This is a genomic window from Antribacter soli (assembly GCF_021568775.1).
GTDB lineage: Bacteria > Actinomycetota > Actinomycetes > Actinomycetales > Cellulomonadaceae > Antribacter > Antribacter soli.
On sequence record NZ_JAKGSG010000020.1, the window covers coordinates 166,940 to 192,046 of the forward strand.

18 protein-coding genes are annotated in these 25,107 nt (G+C 72.4%); 16 read left to right on the forward strand and 2 right to left on the reverse strand.

Annotated elements, in window-relative coordinates; translation table 11 throughout:
• The first annotated feature begins 34 nt into the window (after nt 1-34).
• The 7 genes from L1785_RS05450 (at nt 35) to L1785_RS05480 (ending at nt 9,619) form a co-directional block, all read left to right on the forward strand.
• The gene (locus L1785_RS05450) at nt 35-724 is read left to right on the forward strand and encodes a hypothetical protein (protein ID WP_236088189.1); all 690 of its coding nucleotides are present in this window, start codon (nt 35-37) and stop codon (nt 722-724) included.
• On the forward strand, nt 724-3,255 hold the full coding sequence (locus L1785_RS05455; protein ID WP_236088190.1) for an ATP-binding protein: 2,532 nt from the start codon (nt 724-726) through the stop codon (nt 3,253-3,255). The genes L1785_RS05450 and L1785_RS05455 overlap by 1 nt, the downstream gene beginning before the upstream one ends.
• A complete protein-coding gene (locus tag L1785_RS05460) occupies nt 3,252-5,000 on the forward strand; it encodes a hypothetical protein (RefSeq protein WP_236088191.1) in 1,749 nt (582 codons plus the stop codon). Before L1785_RS05455 ends, L1785_RS05460 begins: the two co-directional genes overlap by 4 nt.
• 51 nt (nt 5,001-5,051) lie before the next feature.
• The gene (locus L1785_RS05465; protein WP_236088192.1) at nt 5,052-5,669 is read left to right on the forward strand and encodes a hypothetical protein; all 618 of its coding nucleotides are present in this window, start codon (nt 5,052-5,054) and stop codon (nt 5,667-5,669) included.
• On the forward strand, nt 5,630-6,871 hold the full coding sequence (locus tag L1785_RS05470) for a M23 family metallopeptidase (protein WP_236088193.1): 1,242 nt from the start codon (nt 5,630-5,632) through the stop codon (nt 6,869-6,871). Before L1785_RS05465 ends, L1785_RS05470 begins: the two co-directional genes overlap by 40 nt.
• A gap of 107 nt (nt 6,872-6,978) precedes the next feature.
• The gene (locus L1785_RS05475) at nt 6,979-7,752 is read left to right on the forward strand and encodes a hypothetical protein (RefSeq protein WP_236088194.1); all 774 of its coding nucleotides are present in this window, start codon (nt 6,979-6,981) and stop codon (nt 7,750-7,752) included.
• A 361-nt stretch (nt 7,753-8,113) separates the two neighbouring features.
• Nucleotides 8,114-9,619: a DHA2 family efflux MFS transporter permease subunit gene (locus L1785_RS05480; protein WP_236088195.1), complete on the forward strand. Its 1,506-nt coding sequence runs from the start codon at nt 8,114-8,116 to the stop codon at nt 9,617-9,619.
• 108 nt (nt 9,620-9,727) lie between these two features.
• On the opposite strand, the gene L1785_RS05485 is transcribed toward L1785_RS05480, so the two are convergent.
• Nucleotides 9,728-10,678: a ribose-phosphate diphosphokinase gene (locus tag L1785_RS05485; RefSeq protein ID WP_236088196.1), complete on the reverse strand. Its 951-nt coding sequence runs from the start codon at nt 10,676-10,678 to the stop codon at nt 9,728-9,730.
• Between the two features lie 220 nt (nt 10,679-10,898).
• Here L1785_RS05485 and L1785_RS05490 point away from each other — a divergent pair, with 220 nt between their 5' ends.
• Nucleotides 10,899-12,224: an SMI1/KNR4 family protein gene (locus L1785_RS05490; RefSeq protein WP_236088197.1), complete on the forward strand. Its 1,326-nt coding sequence runs from the start codon at nt 10,899-10,901 to the stop codon at nt 12,222-12,224.
• A gap of 73 nt (nt 12,225-12,297) precedes the next feature.
• Here the strand turns inward: L1785_RS05490 and L1785_RS05495 are convergent, their stop codons facing one another.
• Complete coding sequence (locus L1785_RS05495; protein WP_236088198.1) at nt 12,298-13,800, reverse strand: CCA tRNA nucleotidyltransferase; 1,503 nt, start codon at nt 13,798-13,800, stop codon at nt 12,298-12,300.
• A gap of 108 nt (nt 13,801-13,908) precedes the next feature.
• Here L1785_RS05495 and L1785_RS05500 point away from each other — a divergent pair, with 108 nt between their 5' ends.
• From L1785_RS05500 to L1785_RS05535, 8 genes are all read left to right on the forward strand, one after another.
• The gene (locus tag L1785_RS05500) at nt 13,909-14,541 is read left to right on the forward strand and encodes an NUDIX hydrolase (protein ID WP_236088199.1); all 633 of its coding nucleotides are present in this window, start codon (nt 13,909-13,911) and stop codon (nt 14,539-14,541) included.
• Complete coding sequence (locus L1785_RS05505; RefSeq protein ID WP_236088200.1) at nt 14,538-16,859, forward strand: DUF6049 family protein; 2,322 nt, start codon at nt 14,538-14,540, stop codon at nt 16,857-16,859. The genes L1785_RS05500 and L1785_RS05505 overlap by 4 nt, the downstream gene beginning before the upstream one ends.
• A gap of 135 nt (nt 16,860-16,994) precedes the next feature.
• Nucleotides 16,995-18,722 (forward strand): murein biosynthesis integral membrane protein MurJ, encoded by a 1,728-nt coding sequence (gene murJ / locus L1785_RS05510; RefSeq protein WP_236088201.1) that lies wholly within the window; start codon nt 16,995-16,997, stop codon nt 18,720-18,722.
• Between the two features lie 157 nt (nt 18,723-18,879).
• The gene (locus tag L1785_RS05515) at nt 18,880-20,796 is read left to right on the forward strand and encodes a protein kinase family protein (RefSeq protein WP_236088202.1); all 1,917 of its coding nucleotides are present in this window, start codon (nt 18,880-18,882) and stop codon (nt 20,794-20,796) included.
• A gap of 238 nt (nt 20,797-21,034) precedes the next feature.
• On the forward strand, nt 21,035-22,003 hold the full coding sequence (trxB, locus tag L1785_RS05520) for a thioredoxin-disulfide reductase (RefSeq protein ID WP_236088203.1): 969 nt from the start codon (nt 21,035-21,037) through the stop codon (nt 22,001-22,003).
• Nucleotides 22,000-22,380 carry a thioredoxin gene (gene trxA, locus L1785_RS05525; RefSeq protein ID WP_268914898.1) on the forward strand — a complete coding sequence of 127 codons (381 nt, stop codon included), beginning with the start codon at nt 22,000-22,002 and terminating at the stop codon, nt 22,378-22,380. Before trxB ends, trxA begins: the two co-directional genes overlap by 4 nt.
• 129 nt (nt 22,381-22,509) lie before the next feature.
• Nucleotides 22,510-23,826 (forward strand): aminotransferase-like domain-containing protein, encoded by a 1,317-nt coding sequence (locus tag L1785_RS05530; protein ID WP_236088205.1) that lies wholly within the window; start codon nt 22,510-22,512, stop codon nt 23,824-23,826.
• A 245-nt stretch (nt 23,827-24,071) separates the two neighbouring features.
• Complete coding sequence (locus L1785_RS05535) at nt 24,072-25,010, forward strand: D-alanine--D-alanine ligase family protein (protein ID WP_236088211.1); 939 nt, start codon at nt 24,072-24,074, stop codon at nt 25,008-25,010.
• Nucleotides 25,011-25,107: the final 97 nt, after the last annotated feature.

Consider the following 25,107-nt stretch of genomic DNA (forward strand, 5'->3'; position numbering starts at 1 on the left):
CGACGGGCGTAGTGCGAGGTGAGGAGGTTGCGGCATGGAGACCGCGAAGTTCTACACGAAGGCGCGGCGCATCCCCATGCTCGTGGGGAAGATGCCGAGCGGCGCGCGCATCTGGGGCGGGCCGTACACGCTCACCCAGATCGGCGCGGGCGCGCTCGTCGCCTTCGCGCTGTGGAAGACAGCCTCGTTGTGGGCCCGCTTCGGCGGCTTCATGAACCTCTTGGTGGCCGTGGGCCTCGTCGTGGGCGCGGTCTGGGCCACCGGGAAGATCCCGAACACGGGGCGCAACCCCGTCGGCTGGATCATGGACGCCTTCAACCTCACCTCGACGCCCGGCCGGCTCTCGGGCCGGCAGCTCACTTTGCCCAAGCCGCGGCTGGTCACCCACCGGGTCGCGTTCGCGGCCAGGGTCCCCGCACGGGTGCCCGACGCCGGTCGCGCGCCCTCGGCGGTCGCCTCGCCCTGGCCGTCGGTCGTCCCGGCCGGACCGGTGCTCCACGCCGACCCCGTACCGCCCGCCCTGCCACCGCTGACGCCGGGGGACGTGCCGTCCTCTGTCGGCGGGCCCTCGCCCGAGGCACCCGAGTCCGAGGCGAGACGACGGGAGGCGCGGCTGACCGGAGTCGGACAGCTCCTGGCCGGATCCCTGGTCAAGGGGCCCGGCACGGGACCTGACCTTCCACCTGACCTGCGACCTGACCCGCGCCACGAAGGGGACAACTGATGCTGAGCCAGATCTCCTCCTTGACCGACGGCCTCATGTGGACCCGTTCCGGAACCGTGTGGGCCGTCTGGCGGGTGTCGCCCATCCCCTACGCGTTCCAGCCGGACGACAAGAAGCACGCGGCGCGGCGGCACCACACGGCCCTGTACCGTGCGCTGCGGGGCGAGTCCCTGCACCTCGGGCTCGTCGCGGCGACCGACCCGGCGTCGGTTGTCGAGGCCATGATCGAGGGCGTCGACCTGGAGCAGCACGTCGCCTGGGCGGAGGAGTGCGAGGCGACCCTCGACTTCCTCGAGCAGATCGAGATCGGGCGCCGGGCGTACTGGATCGCGGCGCCGCTCGCGAACCCCGGGGCGTCCGCCGTGATGGAGCCGCTGCAGGCGAGCTGGGCGTCGCTCAAGGACGCGCTGATGATGCCGCGGGCCACGCCGTCGAAGCACGCGATCGCGGTGCGAGCGGCGCAGGCCGAGGGGCTGCGCAAGGAGATGCCGTCGGCGTTCGACCCGCGGCCGGCGTCCGTCGCGGAGATGGCGTGGGTCTTCGGCCACTCGATGAAGCGCGGGCTGGGGCTGGACACCGCGGTGCCCGTCGACGGGTCGCTCGACGCTGAGCTCCACCTCTCCGGGCCGTCGTTGCTGCCCACCGCCTTGATCGACCCCGCGGGTCAGACCGACTCCCCGAAGCGCCTCGGGCCCCTCGCCATCCTCAAGCGCCCGTTCGTCAAGGTGCTCGACCCGACCGCGCCGGACCTCGCCTCCTACCAGACCACCCTCGTCGTCGCCGACACGCCGTCCGGCGGGATCACGTTCCCCGAGTGCGAGTGGATCGGCCGGCTCGACGAGAGTGGCGTCGAGGCCGACTGGGCCATCCGCATGACCGTCCGGTCGCGCGACGAGGTGACGAACCGCAACCGTCGCGCCGTGCGCACCCTGAACGACCAGTTCGACCAGCGCGAGGAGGAGGAGCGCGCCGGCTCGTCGCTCGACATCACGGCGCGCGCCCTCGGCGAGTACCAGGCCGTCATGGACGCCGACGAGCTCGAGGTCGAGGTCGACGCCACCACGATGTTCGTGGTGTCGGGGTCCTCGCCCGACGAGGTGGCCGACGACGCCCGCTCGCTCACCAAGTACTTCGCGTCCATGCAGTTCGCGCTGCGGACCGACCCCACGATCCAGCCCATGCTGTTCGAGGCGACGATGCCCGGCGTGCCCACCACGCGGGTGGTCCGCGAGTACTCGCAGATCACCACGGCGCGGTCGTTCGCCGTGGCCGTGCCCTTTGCGACGACGGAGCTCGGCGACCGCGCCGGGTCGCTGTTCGCGCTCGAGATCTCGAACGGGGCGTCGCGGCCGAACCCGGTGTTCGTCGACCTCGCAGGGGCGTCGGACAAGCTGGACGTCGCGCTCGCCATGGGCTTCGTGGGCGAGCTCGGAGCCGGCAAGAGCGTCTCCATGAAGACGGTCGCCATGGACAACGTCGACCGTGGCGCCACGCTCATGGCGGTGGACCACACCGAGATGGGCGAGTGGGGCATCGCCGTCTCGGGGATCTCCGGGTCGCAGGTGGTCGAGATCTCGGAGGAGGCCACCCTCTCCGTCGACCCGCTGCGGATCCTGCCGCTCGCCCAGGCGCCGCGCGTCGCCCGGTCCTTCCTCTCGGTGCTGCTGTCCGTCCAGACGAAGTCGGACCAGACGGTGCTGCTGTCCAAGGTGCTGCACCCCGAGTACATGTGGCGGCACGAGATCACGAGCTTCGGCTCCCTGGCCCGGCACCTCGAGCACGACTGCGAGTTCGCCGGGGCGCAGCGCCTCGCCGACGAGATGCGGATCTTCTCCGAGCTCGACTTCGGCCGCGCGGTCTTCGACGACACCCTGCCGCCGCTCGACATCGAGGCGCCGGCGATCGTGCTGCACACCCACCGCCTCCAGCTCCCGTCCAGGGCGGACATGGAGCACAGCCACCTGTTCGCCGAGCTCAAGGCCGAGAAGGTGTTCGGGCGCGCCACGTTCGCGCTCATCGCCGCGCTCGCCCGGCAGCGCTGCTTCGCAGACCGCACGCGGCTGGACATCTTCGCCGCCGACGAGGCCGCGAAGACGATGTCGTCGCCCGAGGCGGCCGAGGAGATCGGCATGTTCATCCGTGACGGCCGCAAGCACAAGGCCGCCCTCCTGCTCGGCAGCCACGACGCCGAGGAGGACTTCGGCAACGAGGTCGTGCGCGGCCTGGTCCCGTTCCGCGTGCTCCTGCGTCACCGTGACGCCAACCTCGCCCGCCGCGGGCTGCGGTGGCTGCACGGCCTGGCCGCCGACGCCCCCGTCGACGAGGGTCTCGTCAAGCTCGTCACCGAGAACACGGCACCCGTCATCGACTCGGTGGTCGGCGTCCCGGACGAGCGGCGCGGCGAGTGCCTGCTGCGCGACTTCCAGGCCCGCTACGGGCGCGCCAAGATCATGGCCCCCTTGGTCATGACCCGCTCGGAGACCGTGAAGACGACCCCGACGAGCTCGGCAGGGACGGTGATCGGCGCATGATCAGACTCGAGGACGTCGGCACCGCGGGTGTCGATCTCACCGACACGCACGGCGTGTCCGTCTGGGACTTCGACCTGCAGTTCGACACGGGGTCGTTCCTCGGCGTGCCCGACGTCGGGACCCAGATCTACTCGACGCTCACCGGCCTGTTCTGGGGCTGGTACCGCAACCTCGTGTCCGTGCAGATCTGGGTGCTCGACTGGGTGCTCGGAATGGACTGGCTCGGCTTCATCCTGTCGCCGCTCGCGGGCATCAGCGTCATCGTCCAGTCGATGGTGTCGCAGATCGGCATCCTGTCGCTGACGCTCATCATCCTCGCGTTCGTCGTGGGCTTCTGGCTGATCAGAGGGCGGTACGCCGGCGGCTTCATGGAGCTCCTCATCGGCTGCGCCATCGCCGCCCTCGCCACCGGGTTCCTCGCGAACCCCATGGCGACGATCGGCGGCCCGAACGGCGTGATCATGCAGTCGCGCGACGCCGGCATGTCCATCGCGACCGGGTTCGCCACCGAGGGCGCGTCGTTCGAGCAGGACACCGACGCGATCCGGGACGGTCTCAAGGGGCAGCTCGTGGACACGCTGGTGCGCACGCCGCACCAGATCCTCAACTACGGCGCCATGATCGACGGGACTTCCTGCGAGGGCGTCTACACGGAGAACGTCGGCACCGATGGCGCGGTCGAGGCCATCGGCGGCTGCGATCCGGCGTTGGCCGAAGCGGCCTCGTCGGTCTCCGAGGGCACGGTCGTCGCGGCGATCAGCCTGCTCAGCAGCGCGTTCGTGTTCCTCGTCCTGTCGGTAGTGATCGTGGGCGGCACCATCTTCGCCGTGCTGCTCCTCGGCTGGTCGGCGATCAAGCTCCTGTGGCAGCTGCCCGTCGGTGTCGTCTCGAGCGACACCCGTGGCGCGCTGTTCAAGACCTTCGCGAGCGTGGCCTTCGGCTGCTTCCTCGTCGCGATCGCCACGGTGTTCCTCGTCGCGTGGATGAAGATGCTGCTCGGCTTCTACGGCGCGACGAGCGGGCTGCCGTTCCTCGTCCGGCTCTACCTGTTCAACACCGTGGTCATCGCCGGGGCCGTCGCGTACGTGGTCGCCGGAGCCAGCGTCCGCAAGGGCCTGCGCACCCTCGCGGAGCGCCTGGCCAAGATGGGCGCCAGCCCGTCGAAGATCCCCGCCCCGGCCAAGATCAACTGGGAGGCGCCGGAGAAGTTCGGCAAGAACTACGAGAAGGTGAAGGGCTACCTCGGCGTCGGCCTCGGGCCGAAGCCGGCACCCTCGACCGCCGGGTCCGCCGTTGCGGCGGGCGCCGGTGGCGCGGCGGGCGCGCTGGTGGGTGGCGCGGTCAGCGCGTCCGAGTCGGTCGCCCGCACCGCCGCTGAGCCGCCGCCCTGGGTCGCGGCCGCGGACGCGGCGCGCACGCCCGGCGGCACGCACGTCCCCGAGCCTTATACGCCAGGTGAGCGGCTCGGACGACGTTTGCGCACAGCGGGGCGGGCGGCGGGCGAGGTGGCACTCACCGCTGCGGCGGCCGGAGCCACCGCCGGCACGTCGACGGCGGTCACCGGCTCGCGAGCGCTCGTCACGGCGGGACGCGGCGCGCGGACCGCACGCGCCTCTCAGCGGGTGGCGGGGGCGGCCCGGTCGGCCCGCAGCCTCGCGGTGCGCTACCAGGTGCAGCGGGCGCGCGCCGAGGCTCAGGTCCGCGCGACCGCGGAGGCGCAGCGCGACCGCGCCGGCCGCTACTGACGACGGGGGCGGCGCGGTGCAGTTGTCACGGATCGACAGGGCGGGTGGGTCATGAAGCGCGCGGTCTTCATCGTCGTGGGCGTGATCGCGCTCGGCGTCTTCGCCTGGATCGGGTGGCCTCGGGTCGAGCCCGGCGGCGCCGAGGCGGATCCCATGCCGACCGCCGGGGCGGTCGCGCCCGAGCCCGGCGCGTCGGGCGAGACGTCCGGCCGCGGTGAACCGCCGACGGCGACCGACGAGGTGGACGCCTCCGAGGTCGGCGCCGGCGACGCCGCAACCACCGTGACCGCCGAGCCGGAGTTCGACTCCGCGGCTCCCGGTGCGCCGGTGGTGGCTGCCTGGGACGACACGGTGCGGGCCGCGGCGCGCGAGTCGGCCCGTGCGACGGTCACCGCGTTCGCACGCGCCGAGCTCGAACCAGAGGAGTGGTGGGCGCAGCTCGCGCCCCACCTCACTCTGCAGGCACAGCCCGTCTACCAGGACGTAGACCCCCGGCTCATCCCGGTGCGCGCCGTGACCGGCGAGCCCACGGTGACCGACGAGTCCTCTGCGCTCCTCGCCCAGGTCAGCGTGCCCACGGATGTCGGCGACTACACCGTGCTCCTCGTGCGCTCCGACGGTGGCGCACCATGGCTCGCCGAGCAGATCCGCCCGCCGGAGCAGCCGTGACCGGCGGGCCGGACGGACGCCCCGAGGCCGGACGACGTCGGGCGCTCGTCGCCCTGTTCGTCGTGATCGTCGCGGCGTTCATCGCGATCCCGGCCCTCGTGATCGGCGTGGTGGTCGTCATCGGCGGGTCGGTCGCCGGCAGCCAGGCCGGCGGGTCGAACCCGATGTGCGCCGCCGGGGCGTCCGTTGTGCCCGCGGCGGACCTGCCGGAGTCCGCGGCGGGCTTCACCGGGGAACAGCTGCAGAACGGGGCGGTCATCCTGCAGGTCGGTCAGGAGCGCGGCGTACCGGCCCGAGCGCAGGCGAGCGCCGTCATGACGGCGATCGGCGAGTCCGGCCTGCGCAACCTCACGTACGGCGACGACCGCTTCGGCGTGCGCAACCCGGACGGCACACTGACCAGCTCGGTCGGCATGTTCCAGGAGCAGAAGTGGTACGGCACCGTCGAGGAACGGCTCGACCCGGTGCAGTCCTCCGGACGGTTCTACGACCGGCTGCTCGCCGTGCCGGGCTGGGACGCCCTGGAGCCGACGATCGCCGCGCACAAGGCCCAGCGCAACGCCGACCCCTACCACTACGCCCGCTACTGGGACCAGGCAGTCTCCCTCGTCGCCGCGCTGAGCGGAGCGGCCCCCGAGGAGCTCCAGGCCCTGGCCGCCTCCGCTCCCTGCGTCTCCGGCGACATCTCGTTCGCCGCGGTCAGCGCGGGCGGGTGGGCCAACCCGGCGGTCGGCAGCAAGGCCTCTGGCTACGGGCCGCGCAGCACCGGGATCGCCGGGGCGTCGACCTTTCACCTGGGCCAGGACATCGCGGCGTCCTGCGGCACGCCCGTGTTCGCGGCTGCCGCGGGACGTGTCGTCATCGCGGGAAGCACCGGCTGGGGCACGGGCAACACGGTCCGGATCGACCACGGGCTCGGCCTCGACACGACCTACGGCCACCTGCTCACCGGGACGCTGCTCGTGCGCGTCGGCGAGGTCGTCACGGCAGGCCAGCAGGTCGCGTCCATGGGCGGCGACCGGCGCATCGATCCGGCGGGTGCGGGGACGTCGTCGGGCTGCCACCTGCACTACGAGGTGCGGATGAACGGCCAGGCCACGGACCCCGAGCCGTTCATGGCCGGGCAGGGCGTGGCGCTGGGGACGGCGGTGCCCGCTCCCGCCGAGCCGACGGCGGAACCGGCCGAGGCCGCCGCGCCCTGATCGCTGCGGAGCCGCAGTACCACGAGCTGCCCAGAGGGATCGATGGGGACTTCTTCCGATGCGCCTGATTTGCCACAAAGGCCGGGCCACCTGCGACGATGCGCCACATGACGATCCACAGCACGAAGGGCGGCGCCTCTGCCGCCCGCACCCTCCGCACCGGCATGCTGCTCGGCACGACGGTCTGCCTCGCGGCGATCACCGCCGCCTGCGACGTGACGTACAACGCCGCCGGGGCCGAGACCTCGGCTCCGGCCGCTGCCGCTGCGGCGCCGTCCGCGGAGGCCGCCGGCGGCGACGCCCCCGCCACCGCTGCGAGCACGATCCCCTTCGAGGCCGGGCATGTCCCCGAGGGCTGGGCCGAGCAAGGTGCCGAGTGCGGGATGGACGTCTCGGAGCTCGTGACGCAGGACGACCGGTTCCGTCTTCAGCTCGCCGGCCCGATGACGCCGGACGCCGAGGGCAACCTCTACCAGGCGATCCTCCTGGAGCACGAGGTCGACGACGCGGCGCTCGACTTCGGCGACGAGGTCCAGCTCGTCTGGTCGCAGGGCGACGTGGTGGTCGACCTCGACCACGGCTGGCACGAAGGCGGCGGTCTGATGCTCAGCAGGTCCGACGACGAGGGCTTCCCCTCGGGCGAGTACAGCGCCTGGGAGCAGGACGGCGCCACCCACGTGATCTCGGGCCTCACCGACGTCCCGGTCGAGACCACCTGCTGGCCGGGCGACGTGGCGGACGGCGTCACCAGCTACGACGCCCCGCGCCCCGACGGCGAGTACGTGCTGCGCGCGGTGGTCCTCGCGATGGTCGACGGCGAGAGCCGGCTCGTGGTGAGCGACCCGGTGCCGTTCGAGTACGTGGGCCCGGCCGTCGGCTGACGCCCGACACGCCCCGGTGCGGCGCGGGGCGATGACGTCCCGCGCGCTGTACAGGCGTCGGTCACCAGCGCGGGAGAGGCGGCGACGGACCGTCTTGCCGGACGACGCCGGTGGTGGTGGTGCGACGGTCGGCGCCTGACCTGGGCGTTGGTCTCGCGGCATATCTCTGGCGAGTCACGACACGTGCGGACGATGAGTTCTGCTCTCGGCAGACGTCTGAGATATCAGGTCGCGGCGACCGGGTGGAATACCCGACGATCAATGGGTGTCACTAGACACAGGTCGTGTGCAGCGTCGCTCGCGTCATCCGCCGGCCCCGGCCGGAGCTCAAGACCAACCCCGGAAGGGACCGAGACCCACCATGACCGCACAGACCGAGGCGACCAGTCCGCCGTCGGGCGGCGCCGCCTATGGCCCGGCCGAGGCAGCGCCCGCACCCGACCGACTACCCCGCGAGAGCTTCGTCGTCATCGCCCTGCTGATGGCGTCGGCGTTCACCGTCATCCTCAACGAGACCACCATGGGCGTCGCTCTGCCGCCCATCATGGACGACCTGAACATCACGGCCACCACCGGTCAGTGGCTGACGACGGCGTTCATGCTCACCATGGCCGTCGTCATCCCGGCGACGGGCTTCATCATCAACCGGCTCGGCACGCGCGGCGCCTACCTGCTCGCGATGTCGCTGTTCAGCCTCGGCACCCTGCTGGCCCTGCTCGCGCCGGGCTTCGCGTTCCTGGTCGTCGGCCGCGTGGTGCAGGCGACGGGCACGGCGATCATGATGCCGCTGCTGATGACGACGATCATGACGATCGTGCCGCACCACATGCGCGGCCGCGTCATGGGCAACATCACGCTCGTCATCGCGGCGGCGCCGGCGCTCGGTCCCACGCTGTCGGGCGCGGTGCTCGGGCCGCTGGGCTGGCGCGGGGTGTTCGGCGTCGTGCTGCCGATCTCGCTGCTCGCACTCCTCGCGGGCGTCCTGTGGATCCGCGACGTCGCCGACCGCGACCGCCACCCGCTCGACCCGCTGTCGCTGCTGCTCGCGCTCCTCGCGTTCGGCGGGCTGGTCTACGGGCTGTCCGCGCTCGGTGAGTCCGCCCGTGGCGGCGCACCGGTTCACCCGGCGGTCCCGCTGCTCCTGGGCGTCGCGGTCCTCGGCCTGTTCGTGTGGCGCCAGCTCGTGCGCCAGCGCACCGACAGCGCGCTGCTCGACCTGCGGGTGTTCCGCGCCCGCAGCTTCAGCCTCGCGATCGGCATCCTGGCCGTCAGCATGATCGCGATGTTCGGTGCGTTCATCCTGCTGCCGCTGGTGCTGCAGGAGGCACTCGGCCTGCCGCCGCTGTACTCGGGCCTGCTCCTGCTGCCGGGTGGCCTCGCGATGGGCCTGCTCGGCCCGACGATCGGGAAGCTGTACGACCGCGTCGGCCCCCGCCCCATCATGCTGCCCGCCGTCGTGGGGGTGACGCTCGCCGTGACCGCATTCGCGTTCATCACCCCGACCACGTCGCCGTTCTACGTGCTCGGTGCACACGTGCTGCTCAGCCTCGGCCTCAGCGGCATCTTCACGCCGCTGTTCACCGCGGGTCTCGGCGACCTCGAGCCGCACCTGTACTCGCACGGCTCCGCCATCATCAACACCGTGCAGCAGGTCGCAGGCGCGGCGGGCACCGCGCTGTTCGTCGCGCTCATGACGGTCCGCTCGGTGGCGCTTGCCGACGCCGGACAGCCGGCCGCCGACGCCCTCACCGGGGGCTCCCAGCTCGCGTTCCTCGTCGCGGCCGTGGTGATGCTGGGTGCGGTCGCGCTGACCTTCATGATGCGCAAGCCGGTGAACGCGCCGGCGGAGGGCGGCCCCGGGCACTGACCCGCGGGGTGCTGCTGCAGGACCTGACGAAGGAGAACGGAGCGGAGCCGGTTGGCTCCGCTCCGTTCTCCTTCGTCACTCCGGTCGGCAGGTTCCGGTCGGCAGGTGCTAGACGTGCGCCGGGTCGAACAGCGCGCTCACCGACTCACCGCTGTGGATCCGGCGCACGGCCTCCGCGAAGGCCGACGCGACGCTGATGACGGTCAGCTTGTCGTGAGCGAGCATCTCGGCCGACGGGATGGTGTTGGTCGTGATGATCTCGACCACGTCGGGGTCGGCGGCGATCCGCTGCACCGCGTCGTTCGCGAAGATGCCGTGCGTGCACGCGATGCGGACCGTCCGCGCGCCGTGCTCACGCAGCAGGTCGAGGATCGCGATGATCGTGGAACCGTTGGCGATCTCGTCGTCGAGCACGATGATGTCGCGGCCCGCGACGTCCCCGATGAGCGACGTGATCTCGACGCGGTTGCCGTCGAAGCGCTCCTTCGCGGCCGCCGCGACCGGGACGCCCAGCATCTTCGCGAACGCCGACGCGCTCTTCGCGTTGCCGAGGTCCGGCGAGACCACCGTCGTCTTCGACAGGTCGCTCGTCGCGAAGTGCAGGGCGAGCTCACGCAGCGCGTTGAGCTGGTCGGTCGGCACGCGGAAGAAGGCGTGCACCTGCGGCGCGTGCAACGTCATCGTCAGGATGCGGTTCACACCGGCCGTCTCGAGCAGGTCGGCCACGAGGCGCCCGCCGATGGAGATCCGCGGTGCGTCCTTCTTGTCCGAGCGCGCATACGCGAAGTGCGGCATGACGGCGGTGATGCGGCGGGCGGAGGCGCCCTTCGCCGCGTCGATCATGAGCAGGAGCTCCATCAGGTTCTCCTGCGTGGGCGTGACGATCGGCTGCACCAGGTAGACGTCGCGCTCGCGGCAGTTCTCCATGAGCTGCACCTGCAGGCAGTCGTTCGCGAAGCGGGAGGTCGTGCTCTCGCTCAGGGGCACGCCGAGATCGACGCACATCTCCTGTGCGAACCGTCGGCCCCCGGCCCCGGCAAAGACCATCACCTCTGCCATGGCGGGAGTCTACGGGCGTCCCGGTCGACGCGCCCGGGCGGGACGCGCGGCAAAATCCGGCGGACGGACGGCCGAGCTCGCCCAGGCTCGGGGCGGGGGTCTCTGGCGGGCCCGCACTTCGATGCTTCTCTGGGTCTTGTGGCGCGCGGAGAGCCCGGTTGACCCCTTTTGGGCGATTTGTAAAGCGGCGAGGTGCGGTGCTGCAGGCCATGATGGGCCAGTGACGCCCCTCCACGACTGGAACTCCTGGGAGCCCCTCGTCGATGCGCTGCGCGCGTCGGCGCCGCCCGGCGCGCGGGTGAGCGAGTTCGAGGGGACCGTGGGACCACGGTCGTGGGGCGGCCGGTACAGCGACGACGGGGAGCAGGAACCCCGTCGCGCCTTCCATCGCGCCCTCGCCCGCGAGGCCGTCGCGGCGGCGCGGGCGGGCCGCACGGTGAAGGGTCCTCGCGAGCGCCTGGACGCCGCGCTGGCGGCGCTGTCCGCACTGGTCCCGCCCCCGGGAGTGCCTGTACACGTCGTGGCGGGCCCGAGCCGGGAGGACGACGTGGTGCACGTCCTCGACCTGCCGCCGCACGTCACGCGCGGGCACTCGGCGCCGGTAGAGGACATCGTGCTCGTCCCGGGCGCACTCCCCGCGGCCTACCGTGCCCGCCTCGCGCCGACGACGGGCGCGCGGCCGGCCCCGTCCGCCGACCCGGCGGCGGTCGCGCGCCTGGTCCGCGAGAAGAACCCTTGGGTCGCGGGCGCCACCCAGGACCAGCTCAGCGCGGCGGAGTCGGCCCTCGGCGTACCGCTCCCCGAGGAGGTGCGGGCGCTGTACGCCGCCGCCGGGTCTGGCGAGCTCGTCCTGGCCACCGGCGACCACGACGACCACTTCTACGGCTTCGAGATCGTCCCGCTGAACGGCGGCGTCCTGCGCACGGCGTTCCTGCCGGAGCACCGGTTCACGAGCTGGGCGCTCGACGGCGGCACGCTGGCTCCTGAGGACCCGGCGGGCCGGGTGCAGGCCGCGGTCGGGTCGCCGCTGTGGTTCCCCGTGGGCCACGACTGGGGCGGGAACGTCTACGCCGTCGACCTCGCGCCCGGGCCCGAGGGGTATCTGGGGCAGGTCGTGTTCCTCGACCACGAGGAGCGCGCGGGGGCGCACATCGTCGGGGACAGCCTCACCGACGTCCTCGTCCACCGCCGCACCGTCCGCGACGCGCGGTCGGTGACCGACGCGCAAGGCACCGGCCGGGGCCGCCGGGCGGGCGCGGATCAGGCCGGCCCGGAGCGCCACGCCGAGACGGGCGCTGACAGGACGGCCGACACGGCCGGTCCCGAGTACCTGGCGCTCGACCCCACCGGGTGGCGCGCGCTGCTCGACGCCGGCACGGTGCCCCGCACCCTGCTCGCCGCTGGCTTCACGGACCACGCCCCTCTCGAGGACACCGTCGACGTGGCCAACCGGCTGCTGAGGCTGCGCGGCCTCGAGGGCATCACTGTCACGACGATCACCCGCCCGCCCAAGAAGACCCTGCTCAGCCGCCTCCTCGGCGGCTGAACCCGGGCCGGGCCGGGCCGCCCGGGTCCGGCCGGACCCGGGCGCTCAGGCTGGTGCGCTCAGGCTGGTGCGCTCAGGCCTGGCGCGCAGCCCACCACGCGAGGAGCTCCTCGCGGGCCGTGTCCTGCCCGAGCGGCCCGCGCTCCATGCGCAGGCCGAGCAGGTGCTTGTAGGCCTCGCCCACCTCGCGGCCCGGCGGGATGCCGAGGATCGCCATGATCTGCGTGCCGTCGAGGTCGGGCCGGATGGAGTCGATCTCCTCCTGCTCGCGCAGCACCGCGATGCGGTTCTCGAGGTCGGTGTACGCGTCGGCCAGCCGCTGCGCCTTGCGCTTGTTGCGCGTCGTGGAGTCGGCACGCGTGAGGCGGTGCAGCCGCTCGAGCAGCGGGCCGGCGTCGGTCACGTAGCGCCGCACCGCCGAGTCGGTCCACGCACCCTCGCCGTACCCGTGGAACCGCAGGTGCAGCTCCACCAGGCGCGACACGTCCTTGATGATCTGCTTCTCGTACTTCAGCGCCCTGAGCCGCTTGGCAACCAGCTTCGCGCCGACGACCTCGTGGTGGTGGAAGCTGACGCCGCCGCCGGACTCGAAGCGGCGGGTGGCGGGCTTGCCGACGTCGTGCAGGAGGGCCGCGAGCCGCAGCACGAGGTCGGGCGCCGGGACGGGGCCGCCGGGGCCCGTCTCCTGGGCGATGGCCTGCTCGAGCACGGTGAGCGAGTGCTGGTAGACGTCCTTGTGCCGGTGGTGCTCGTCGATCTCGAGCTGGAGTGCAGGTAGCTCGGGCAGCGTGTGGTCAGCGAGGCCGGTGTCGACGAGCACCTCGAGGCCTCCACGCGGGTTCGCCGAGAGCAGCAGCTTCGACAGCTCGGCCTGCACCCTCTCCGCCGACACGATCTCGATGCGCGGGGCCATCGCGACGATCGCCGCGAGCGTGCCTTGTTCCACGTGGAACGCGAGCTGGCCGGCGAAGCGTGCGGCCCGCAGCATGCGCAGCGGGTCGTCGTCGAAGGACCGCTCCGGCGCGATGGGGGTGCGCAGCACCCGGCGGGCCAGGTCGGTGAGGCCGTTGAACGGGTCGACGAACGTCAGGTCAGGCAGGCGCACCGCCATCGCGTTGACGGTGAAGTCGCGACGCGACAGGTCGCCGTCGAGGGTCTCGCCGAACTCGACCAGCGGCTTGCGCGAGGCCGGGTCGTACTTGTCGGTCCGGTAGGTGGTCACCTCGACGATGACGTCGTCGCTCCCACCCGCGACGTCGTCGCCCCCCGCCTGCGCGTACCGCCGCGCCCCGATGGTGCCGAACTCCTTGCCGATGTCCCAGTGCGCGTCACCCCACCGGGCGAGGAGGGCCTGGGTCTCGTCCGGCGTGGCCGACGTCGCGAAGTCGAGATCGTTGCTCGCCCGGCCGAGGAACGCGTCGCGGACCGGCCCGCCGACGAGCGCGAGCTCGTGCCCGGCGGCGCGGAAGATCTCGCCCAGCTCGATCGCGGCGGGCGCGAGCTCGGTCAGCACGCCGAGGGCGCGGCGCAGGAGGTCCTGCTCGGGGGTGGCACGGGAAGCCGAAGGGGTGGACACGACTACCGATTCTCCCAGACGTCCCGCCGTCGCGAGGTGGCTCGGCTCGTCGCGCCAAGGCCGGAGCGGCTGACCAGGTCGCCTGTTGACTGTCGGTAGGGTTGGGGCATGTCCACCCCAGCGCCGGCGAGCGACCGTCCCGACGGTCGCCCCGACGTGCCCGCCCCGCCGGGCGGCGCTCCGCTGCGGGTGGATCCCAGCACGCTGCGACCTTCTACGCCGCCCCCCGCCCCGGCGCACCTGCCGGTGGTGGACGAGACCTCGGCCGGCGGGCTGGTCCTGCGCGCCGAGGGGGTCACCTACGAGGCGGCGGTGCTCCTGCGGCGCAACCGCACCGGGCGGCTGGAATGGTGCCTCCCGAAAGGCCACCTCGAGGGCCTGGAGACACCTCGTGAGGCCGCGGTACGGGAGATCCGGGAAGAGACCGGCATCCACGGCACCGTCCAGGCCGACCTCGGTGTCATCGACTACTGGTTCACCGGTGAGGACCGGCGCGTGCACAAGGTCGTGCACCACTACCTCCTGCGCGCGGAGAGCGGGCACCTGACCGTGGAGAACGATCCGGACGGCGAGGCCGAGGACGCGCTCTGGGTTCCGGTGGGCGACCTCCCCGATCGCTTGTCGTACCCCAACGAGCAGCGGCTCGCCGCCGCCGCCCTGGAGCTGCTCGGTGACTCCCGAGCGCTCCGTGAGGCCCTGCGGCCCGGCGAGCCCCCGACGGAGCCCACCGACCTGTCATGACGCCGACCTCGGACGACCTCCTGCCCAGCACCTCCCGCCGCCGGCCAGGCCGCACGCGGCTCGTCGCGCTCGCCGCCCTGTTGGCCGGGTCGCTCTCGGTCGTAGCGCCCACGGCCGCAGGTGCGGTCGCCGGTCCGACGTCGGCCCTCGGCTCAGGCGCGTCCGTCGCCCAGGCGGACGGGGCGGCGCCCGCCGCCGAAGAGGCCGTCGCGGTCACCGACCCCGTGACGGTCGAGCTCGTCGAGATCGACAAGCCCGTCGCCCGCGGCACGGAGCTCGTCACGATCACCGCGCGGGTCACGAACAACCAGGACGTGCCGCTCGAGGGGGCGCGCGCCGAGCTGCGGCTCAACTTCCGGACGGTGACGGACCCAGAGACGCTGGCAGAGTGGATCAGCGCCCCGCTCGACACCTCGTTCAGCGGCACCCGGGGCGGCGACCAGCAGCCGGTGCCGACGCTCGCCCCGGGCGAGAGCGCCACCATGGTCTTCCAGTACAACTTCGGCAAGGCCACGATGCAGGGCTGGGGCCCACGGCAGCTCGCCGTCACCGTGTCGGACGGCACCGGCCGTCTCGGCCGCCTGCGCTCCTTCGTGGTCTACGACTCCCAGGACGGCTCCGCCCCCGGCCAGCCGGTGGACCTGAGCATCGCGCTGCCGGTGACCGGCCCGGCCCTCGACCCGGCCGACGCCACGGCGCAGGTGGTCGAGCTGGCCCGCCAGGCCGCAGAGGGCGGCCGTCTCGACCGGCTCCTGCAGGTCGCGGAGACCGGGACGGTCGCGCTGGCGGTGGACCCGGCCACCGTGGCGGTCGCCGCCACGGCGACCGGGAGCGACATGGGCCCGCTCCACGCCTGGGCGGACGAGATCACGGCCGCCGGCGACGGCACGAGCGTCTTCGCGCTGCCGGCCTACGACCCCGACCTGGGAGCCCTGGCACACTCCGGCATCGGGGTCGAGGCCACCAGCGCGTTCCTTGCCGCCCCGCTCCCCCAGGGCTGGTCGGCGCCGGCGTCCTGGCAGACCAACCTGGCGTGGCCCGCCGACGGCGTCCGGCCGGACCTGGCGACCGTCAGCACCGCGTTCAGCGCCGGGCGCAACCTCGTCGTCGTGGGCGCGGGCGCCCTCGCACCGGTCGAGAGCACGACCACGCCGTCGGGCCTGGCGCCCGTCGCCGTCGACGGCGGCCAGGTCGCCACCGCCCTGGTCAGCGACGAGGTCCTGACCGACGCTCTGGTGGCCGGCACCAACCTGACGACCGCGCAGGACTCCGGCGGGGACGCCGCCGCCGAGGGCGAGGATGCCGCCGCCGCGCCGGCCGGGGCCGGGATGCCGACCGCGCAGGCGTTGCAGCTGATCCTCGCTGAGCTGGCTGCCGTCGCGGCGCAGCCGGGTGACCCGCAGCACCTGTTCATCGGCCTTCCCCGCGACTGGAAGCCCGACGTCGCGGCCTACGAGAACGCCCTCACCACGCTCGTCGGTTCCGGTCTCGTCCGGATCGCGCCCCTCGCGGAGCTCCTCGCCGGGCCTGTCCCGGCGACCCCGCGCGAGCCCCTGGCCGACGAGGCGCCGCAGAGCGGGGAGCTGTCGCCCGACGTCGTCGGGTCGCTCGAGCGCGTTCGCACGCAGGTCGCGGCCTTCTCGTCGGTCGCCGGCGACAACGCCCCGGTAGTGACGGCGGACGTGAACCCGCGGCTCGTCGCACCGCTCGCCGTCACGTACCGTGACGCCGACCCGGCGCGGGGAGCGGCCGTCACGGCCGCCGTCGACCACGCGCACGCCACGCTCGCCCAGGTCGCCGTGGTGCCCCGTGTCGGCATCAACTTCCTGACGTCCGCAGGCAGCCTGCCGGTGAGGATCCGCAACGACCTGCCGGTCGACGCCGTCGTCACCGTCGCGCTCCGGCCCGACGACCTGCGCCTCCAGGTGCAAGGACGGCCCCAGGAGGTCATCCCGGCCCACAGCGAGAAGGACGTCCTGGTGCCGGTGCGCGCGCTCGGCGCGGGCATCGTGGACGTGACCGTCGACGTCCTGACGCCCTCGGAGCAGCGCATCGGCGTCTCCTCGTTCGAGGTGCGCGTGAACGCCGAGTGGGAGGCGATCGGCACCTGGATCGGCGGCGGCCTCATCGCGCTGCTCTTCGTCGCGGGGATCTGGCGTACCGTACGGCGCGGACGCTCCCCGTACCGTGCCACCAGTGCGGACGTCGAGGCCGCGACGGGCGAGGTCAAGGCGGCTGCGACCGCCGCGGCCACCCCGGGGTCGACGACGGAAGGCTCAGCGGCGCCCGCAGGCCCGGCCCACGCACGTCAGCAGTGACCCGCTCTGTGATCCGCTCTGTGAGGTGACCCGCTCCGTGAATCCCAGAGTGACTCCCGCACCCCGTCCGGCCACGACGTGAACCCGCGACACCAACGTGATCCCCGGGCCCCGCGGCCTGTGGACGGAGGACCGATGACCCAGCAGGCCGCCACCTCCCAGGCTCCCGTCCCGGCTCCCGCCTCGGGTCCTGCTCCCGCCTCGGGCGGGACCGCGCTCGGGCGCAGCTCGGTCGTGATGGCGGCCGGGACGGCGGTCTCCCGCCTCGGCGGCCTGGTGCGGAACGTGCTCCTGGTCGCCGCCGTCGGCGGTGTCGGCGCCGTCGCCGACTCGTTCGACGTGGCCAACAAGCTTCCGAACGTCATGTTCGCGATCCTCGCGGGCGGCGCGCTGAACGCCGTGCTCGTGCCGCAGATCGTCAAGGCGTACCGGGCGGAGAACACGCAGGAGCGCCTCGACAAGCTGCTGACCCTGTCGGGCGTCGGGATCCTGGCGCTCACCGCGGTCCTCACCGCGAGCTCGTCGCTGATCGTGATCGGCTACACCGAAGGCTGGTCCGCCGAGCAGCGCACCCTCGCCACCGTGTTCGCCTTCTGGTGCATCCCCCAGCTCTTCTTCTACGGGCTCTACACGCTGCTCGGCCAGGTGCTCAACGCGCGCGGGCAGTTCGGCCCGTACATGTGGGCACCGGTCCTGAACAACGTCGTGTCGATCATCGGCTTCGGGGTCTTCGTGATCGCGTTCGGGCAGGCACCGGGCGGGCGCCTCGACGACCTGGGAGCCTGGGACACCCCCCGCACGATCCTGCTCGCCGGGACCGCGACGCTGGGCATCGCGGTGCAGGCCCTCGTGCTGATCGTGCCGTTGTGGCGGTCGGGCTTCCGGTGGCGCTTCCGGCTGGGCGTGCGTGGCATCGGGCTGCGCTCCGCGGGGTCCGTGGCCGGCTGGACGTTCGCCGCGGTGCTCCTCGAGCAGCTCGGCGTGCTGTACCTGACCCGGGTCACGACCAGGGCCGGGGCGCTCGCGACCGCCGCGGGCACGGTGGACGCCACCGCGGGCAACATGGCCTACTCGCAGGCCCTCTTGATCTACCTGCTCCCGCACTCGCTCGTGACCGTCTCGATCGCGACCGCACTGTTCACGGGCCTGAGCAAGGCCGCGGCCGCCGGCGAGACCGAACGTGTGCGCGACGACCTGTCCCTCGGCGTCCGGACCGTGGGCGTGTTCACCGTGTTCGCGACGGTCGCGATGGTCGTGCTCGCCACCCCGGTCACAGCACTGCTGGTTCCGACGCTGAGCGAAGCGGGCGTGCGGGCCGTCTCCCCCGTGCTCGTGGCGCTGTCGCTCGGCCTCGTGCCGCTCGGGGCGATGGCGCTCATGAAGTGGGTCTACTACGCCTACGAGGACGGCCGGTCGATCTTCTGGATCACCGTCGCCTCCACCGTCGCACTCGTCGCGGGGCTGTTCGCCGGCGTGCAGTGGCTGCCGTCGACGCAGTGGGTGGTCGCGGCGGGCGGCGCTTACGCGCTGGCCAACTGGGTGACGGTGCTGCTGCGCACGAACGGCCTGCGCACGAAGCTCGGCGGTCGCCTCGACGCCGGGCGCATCCTGCGCCTGCACCTGAGGGCGGGGCTCGCGGCGTTCGTCGCCGGTGGCGCGGCGTGGGGCGTGTACCGGCTGGTCGGCGGGGACGACGCCCTCGTGTGGGACGGCTCCTGGATCCTGACGATGCTCAGCGGCCTGTGGATCACCGCGGTGTGCGGCCTGGTGATGCTGGGCGTCTATGTGCTTCTCCTCAAGGTGCTGCGCGTCCGCGAGCTCGACACGCTGGCCGGCCCGCTGCTGCGCAAGCTGCGCCGCTGACGATCACCCACGGGTCGTCACCGCCCGGCGCCGGGCACCTTTGCCCACGGGGCGGGACGATGTTGTGGACGGCCCCGCAGGCGCTCTCACCCGCCGCGTAGCATGGCGGGCGAGATCCGCCCGTCTGGTACTGTCCCCAACCGAGCGAGGAGGTCCTGTGAGCACCGTCGAGCCCGGCGCCGCGCTGGTCGAGCGCTACAGGTTGATCCGGCCCGCCACCTCGGACCTCGCGATGACCACGGCCTGGGAGGCTGTCGACGAGATCCTCGGCAGGCCGGTCCGTGTCACGTTCGTCGGCGGCCCCTACGCCGCCGACGGCCTGGACTCCGCACGCCGTGCCGCTCTCGTGTCGGACCCCCGGCTGGCCCGCGTGCTCGACGTGGGAACCGACCCGGCGTACGTCGTCACGGAGCAGTTCGCGGGAGTGACCCTCACCCAGATCGTGGCCGGCGGCCTGGTCGACGGCCAGCAGGCACGCGCCCTGGTGGGCGAGGCGGCGTCCGCGCTGTCGGCCGCCCACCGCCGGGGCGTGCACCACACCGCGCTGCGCCCGGAGTGCGTACGGGTCGACGGGCACCGCGTGGTGGTGACGGGCCTGGGCCTCGACGCCGGGCTGGCCAGCGGGGAGACGCTCAACGGCCTGCCCGCGCTGCTCGACGCGCGCGGGCTGGTCGCACTGCTCTACTACGCGATGACCGCACGCTGGCCGGGGATCGAGCTCGAGGGCACGCGGTGGGTCGCCAAGGACGTCTCGCCACCCTTGCCGGCGCAGCGGGACGACGCCGGAGCCATCGTCGCGCTGTCGGCGCTGGTCCCGCACGTGGACCCCGCGCTGGACGACCTTGTGAACCGCACCTTCGACGCGTCGTGGGGCGCGTCCGGACCGGCAACACCCGACGACGTGATCACGGCCCTCGCGCCGTGGGGGGAGGTATCCGTAGTGGCTTCGCTGCCAGGATTCGTGCAGCCCAACCCGGAGGACCCGCAGCGACATTCCGTCGCGCAGGCATTCGGGTCCGAAGGTGTGCCCCCCGTGCGGCGCCCGGTGACGGGCCGCATCGCCCGGAACCCGGGAACCGACGCACAGCCCGTCGCGGACGGTTCCGGGCAACCCGGTGGATATCCCCAGGGTTATCCCCAGGAGGGCTACCAGTACCAGCCGGAGCAGTACCCCCCGACGTCGGGCCACGCGCCCGTGCCCCCGCCGCCCGCGGAACCGCAGCAGTACCCGGGTTACCCGCCTGCTCAGCAGTATCCCCAGGGATACGACCCGAACGCCTACGCACAGGGTTATCCCCAGGGCTATGACCAGGCCGGGTATGCACAGGCCGGCTACGACCAGGCAGGCTACGACCCGAATGCGTACGCGCAGGGCTACCAGGACCCGAACGGGTTCCAGACGCAGCCCGCGCCGAAGCGAGGCGTCAATCCCACGCCGATCGTGCTGAGCCTCGTCGGTGTGGCCGTGATCGCCGGCCTGTTCTGGGCGATCAGCAACGCACTCGGGGGGCCCGAGTCGCCGGTCGGCGAGGCACCGCCTGCTGCGTCGGCGCCGGCCGACCCGTCTGCGGCGGCTTCGGCCCCGGCTACGGAAGGGTCCGCACCGCCCGCGGTGACCGTGCGTCCGATCATCGCGTCGGGTGAGCGCGTCGACCCGCTGGGCGACCAGGCCAAGCCCGACGCAGAACGCCAGCACCCAGAGGCCGCACCGCGCGCCTACGACGCCGACCCGTCGACGTTCTGGTTCACCCAGTCCTACAAGCGCGCAGACTTCGGCGGGTTGCAGGCAGGCGTCGGCTACGTCATCCACCTGCAGGAGGCGGCCCCGGTCAACAAGATCCAGCTCCTGACGAACAGCACGGGCGGGCATGTCCAGGTGCGCCTGACCTCAGCCGACGACCCCTCGGGTGGTCAGGTCCTCGCCGAGGGCGCGTTCGCCACGACGACCGACCTGGTCTTCACCGAGCAGGTCGTCAGCGACACGTTCGTCCTGTGGATCACGGAGCTGCCCGAGTCGCCGTCGGACAACGACCTCAAGTTCCGTCTCGAGCTCAACGAGATCGCGCTGACCTGACGCGGTCCTGCTGAGCACAGCACGGCGAAGGCCGCTCTCCTCTGAGAGGGCGGCCTTCGCCGTGCTGTGTACCCACGCGACGACGTCCGCTATATTGATCTCTGTCGATATAGCCGGTGTGCTCACTGTCACGTGGACGACGGGCCGCCACATGGCGTCGGCTGGAACACTGGTGCCTGCCCGCGTGTTGACGCAGGGTGCCGCCCCGGGGCGCCGGGCCGGTGGATGCAGCGAGGAGATGACGTTGACCGAAGAGCAGACCGTGCCCACCGAGGCCGCGATCCACGATGTGGTGATCATCGGTTCCGGCCCGGCCGGGTACACGGCGGCGATCTACGCGGCCCGCGCCGGCTTCGCGCCGGTGGTCGTGGCCGGCTCGGTGACCGCCGGCGGCGCCCTCATGAACACCACCGAGGTGGAGAACTTCCCCGGCTTCCCCGCCGGAGTGATGGGCCCCGACCTCATGGACGCGATGCGTGAGCAGGCGGAGAAGTTCGGCGCGAAGGTCATCTGGGACGACGTCGAGCAGGTCCAGCTCACGGACGATGTCAAGACGATCAGCACCGGCGGCGGTGAGACGTACCGCGCCCGGACCGTGGTCCTGGCCACCGGGTCCGCGTACCGCGAGCTGGGTCTCCCGGACGAGAAGCGGCTCTCGGGCCGCGGCGTCTCGTGGTGCGCCACCTGCGACGGCTTCTTCTTCCGCGACCAGCACATCGCAGTGGTCGGCGGCGGCGACTCCGCGATGGAGGAGGCCACCTTCCTCACGCGCTTCGCCTCCAAGGTCACCGTGGTGCACCGCCGCGACGCGCTCCGGGCGTCGAAGATCATGGCCGACCGGGCCACGAACGACCCGAAGATCGAGTTCGCCTGGAACTCCGAGGTCGCCGGCATCACCGGTGACAACAGGGTCGAGTCCCTCTCGCTGCGCGACCTCGAGACCGGCGAGCTTCGTGAGCTGCCTGTGACCGGGCTGTTCGTCGCGATCGGGCACGAGCCGCGCACCGACCTCGTCAAGGGTCAGGTCGACCTCGACGAGAACGGCTACATCCTCGTCGAGGGACGCACCACCCGGACCAACATCCCCGGCGTCTTCGCCTGCGGGGACGCGGTCGACCACACCTACCGGCAGGCGATCACCGCGGCAGGCTCCGGCTGCGCCGCCGCGCTCGACGCGCAGGCCTACCTCGACAGCCTTCTCGACTGAACACGACTGAGAGCACAAGGAGAAGCATGAGCACCGTCAAGGTCACCGACGACACCTTCAAGACCGAGGTCCTCGACTCCGAGATCCCCGTCCTGGTCGACTTCTGGGCGACCTGGTGCGGCCCGTGCCGGATGGTGGCTCCGATCCTCGAGGAGCTCTCCGAGGAGTACGAGGGCAAGATCAAGATCGTCAAGCTCGACACCGACGAGAACCAGGCCACCGCGATGGCCTACGGCATCGTGTCGATCCCGACGCTCAACGTCTACCAGGGCGGTGAGGTCGTCAAGTCGATCATCGGCGCCCGGCCGAAGCGCGCCCTGACGCAGGAGATCGAGGACATCCTCGCACCGGCCGCGGCCGAGGCTTCGGCGGAGTAACCGTTCCCCACTGGTGCCCGACGCCGGTGGCTCGCCTCTCGCACGGGAGGTGACCCACCGGCGTCGGGCACCAGGGTTTTCGCGGACTGCTCACGATTTCTCACGATGGTGCGTGCGACACTGAGGGGCATGACAGACCCGACGCATCCCGAGACTGCCGGCACCCGACTGGACCCGTGGTTCGGTGCGTACGCAGCACGTGCGCACGGGATGCGAGCGTCCGAGATCCGGGCGCTGTTCGCGGTGGCGAACCGCCCGGAGGTCGTCTCCCTGGCCGGCGGGATGCCGTACCTCGAAGGCCTGCCGCTCGACGTCATCGCCGAGACGATGCAGCGCCTCATCCTCACGAAGGGCACGACCGCCCTGCAGTACGGGTCCGGCCAGGGTGAGGAAGTGCTCCGGGAGCACATCACCCAGGTCGTCGCGCTCGAGGGCGTCGAGGCCCACCCGGACGACGTGGTGGTGACGACCGGGTCGCAGCAGGCTCTCGACCTCGTCACCAGGATCTTCGTGGACCCGGGCGACGTGGTGCTCGCGGAGGCGCCGTCGTACGTGGGCGCGCTCGGGGTGTTCCGGTCGTACCAGGCCGACGTCGTGCACGTGCCGATGGACGCCCACGGCCTCGTGCCGTCCGAGCTCGAGGCCGTGCTCGCGCGGCTCGTGACCGAGGGCCGGCGCGTCAAGCTGCTGTACACCATCCCGAACTTCCAGAACCCCGCAGGCGTGACCCTGTCGGTCGAGCGCCGCCCGCAGGTCCTGGAGATCTGCCGCCGGTACGGCGTGCTCGTCGTCGAGGACAACCCTTACGGCCTCCTCGGCTTCGAGGGTGAGCCGCTGCCCGCGCTGCGCTCCTACGACGACCAGGGCGTGCTGTACCTGGGGTCGTTCTCCAAGACCTTCGCCCCCGGGTACCGCGTCGGCTTCGTCATCGCGCCGCACGCGGTGCGCGAGAAGCTCGTCCTCGCGAGCGAGTCGTCGATCCTCTCGCCGTCGAACGCGTCGCAGCTCGCCGTCGCGACGTACCTCGAGACGTACGACTGGAGGGCCCAGATCAAGGCCTACCGCGAGCTGTATCGCGAGCGTCGCGACGCCCTCGTCGGAGCGCTCGCCGAGCACATCCCCTCCGCGACCTGGAACGTCCCCGACGGCGGCTTCTTCGTGTGGGTCCGCCTGCCAGAGGGTCTCGACGCGCGGTCGATGCTCCCCCGCGCCGTCACGGCGCGCGTCGCCTACGTGCCCGGAACCGCGTTCTACTACGACGGTCAGGGCTCGGACCACATGCGGCTCTCGTTCTGCTTCCCGACGCCGGAGCGCATCCGCGAGGGCGTCCGCCGGCTGGCCACCGTGGTCAACGCCGAGGCCGAGCTGGTCGAGCTCTTCGGCACCTCCGCGATGCCCGATCCCGACACCGATGACGTCGAGAGCCCGGCGCCCGACCTGGCGTGACGCCCGGCGATGTCGGTTCACAGCCTGCCCCCGCCAGAACCTCAGGCCGCCCGGCCTGAGGTTCTGGCATGTCTGCGACACCTCAGCGAATGAGTGATGAAATGACCAATTCTGCCCCGTCCGTCCCTGCCGGAGCCGCGGCGTCTGGTGCTGCCTCGTCCGGTGTCGCCTCGTCCAATGCCGCGACGTCCGGCGCTGCGGCGTCCGGCGTGCCCGAGCAGCCTCACCGGCGCGGCCGGGGGCCCATGGTCGTGGTGCTCGCGGGAGGGCTGTCGCACGAGCGCGATGTCTCGTTGCGCTCCGGCCGCCGCGTCGCCGAGGCGCTCCGCTCCGTCGGGGTGGAGGTCGTGCTGCACGACGTCGACGCCGACCTGCTCGCCTTCCTCCGTGAGACCCGGCCCGACGTCGTCTGGCCTGTGCTGCATGGCGCCGTCGGGGAGGACGGTTCCGTGCGCGACATACTCGAGCTCGTGGACCTGCCCTACGTCGGCACCGGGCCGCGTGCGAGTCGCACGGTGTGGAACAAGCCGATCGCAAAGGCGGCCCTCATGGCGGCCGGCATCGCGACGCCAGAGTACGTGACGCTCCCCCAGTCGCTCTTCCGCGACCTCGGTGCTCAGCCGGTCCTCGACGCCCTGGTCGCACGACTGGGTCTGCCGCTCGTCGTCAAGCCCACCCAGGGCGGCTCAGCGCTGGGCGTCACCCGCGTCGAGCGTGCGGACAGCCTGCCCCGGGCGATGGTCGAGTGCTTCGCGTACGGCGAGACGGCCCTCGTGGAGAAGGCCATCGACGGCGTCGAGCTCGCCGTGAGCGTCGTCGAGGGACCTGAGGGACCGGAGGCGCTTCCCGCCGTCGAGATCGTGGCCGAGGGCGGGTACGACTACTCCGCGCGGTACGTCGCCGGCGAGACCGAGTACTTCGCCCCGGCGCGCCTCACCGAAGCGCAGTCCGCCACGGTCGCGGAGGTCGCCGTCCGCGCGCACAAGACCCTTGCCCTCCGGCACCTCTCCCGCACGGACCTGATCCTCGCCGCGGACGGCACCCCGTACGTGCTCGAGGTGAACGTGGCACCGGGCATGACCGAGACGTCGCTGTTCCCCCAGGCCGTCGCGGCGGCCGGCGAGGACGTGGCCGCGCTCTATCGGCGGATCGTCGAGACGGCGCTCCCCCGCCGCACGAGGTAGTACCTGCCGAAGTAGAACTGGCCGGGGGGGGGGGGGGGGGGGGGGGCGCCCCGCGGGGGGGGCGGGGGGGGGGGGGGGGGGGGGGGGGCGGGGGGGG

Coding starts and splice junctions, on each gene's coding strand:
- L1785_RS05450 (WP_236088189.1), top strand. CDS start 35: ATGGAGACCGCGAAGTTCTACACGAAGGCGCGGCGCATCCCCATGCTC.
- L1785_RS05455 (WP_236088190.1), top strand. CDS start 724: ATGCTGAGCCAGATCTCCTCCTTGACCGACGGCCTCATGTGGACCCGT.
- L1785_RS05460 (WP_236088191.1), top strand. CDS start 3,252: ATGATCAGACTCGAGGACGTCGGCACCGCGGGTGTCGATCTCACCGAC.
- L1785_RS05465 (WP_236088192.1), top strand. CDS start 5,052: ATGAAGCGCGCGGTCTTCATCGTCGTGGGCGTGATCGCGCTCGGCGTC.
- L1785_RS05470 (WP_236088193.1), top strand. CDS start 5,630: ATGGCTCGCCGAGCAGATCCGCCCGCCGGAGCAGCCGTGACCGGCGGG.
- L1785_RS05475 (WP_236088194.1), top strand. CDS start 6,979: ATGACGATCCACAGCACGAAGGGCGGCGCCTCTGCCGCCCGCACCCTC.
- L1785_RS05480 (WP_236088195.1), top strand. CDS start 8,114: ATGACCGCACAGACCGAGGCGACCAGTCCGCCGTCGGGCGGCGCCGCC.
- L1785_RS05485 (WP_236088196.1), bottom strand. CDS start 10,678: ATGGCAGAGGTGATGGTCTTTGCCGGGGCCGGGGGCCGACGGTTCGCA.
- L1785_RS05500 (WP_236088199.1), top strand. CDS start 13,909: ATGTCCACCCCAGCGCCGGCGAGCGACCGTCCCGACGGTCGCCCCGAC.
- L1785_RS05505 (WP_236088200.1), top strand. CDS start 14,538: ATGACGCCGACCTCGGACGACCTCCTGCCCAGCACCTCCCGCCGCCGG.
- murJ (WP_236088201.1), top strand. CDS start 16,995: ATGACCCAGCAGGCCGCCACCTCCCAGGCTCCCGTCCCGGCTCCCGCC.
- trxB (WP_236088203.1), top strand. CDS start 21,035: ATGACGTTGACCGAAGAGCAGACCGTGCCCACCGAGGCCGCGATCCAC.
- L1785_RS05530 (WP_236088205.1), top strand. CDS start 22,510: ATGACAGACCCGACGCATCCCGAGACTGCCGGCACCCGACTGGACCCG.
- L1785_RS05535 (WP_236088211.1), top strand. CDS start 24,072: ATGGTCGTGGTGCTCGCGGGAGGGCTGTCGCACGAGCGCGATGTCTCG.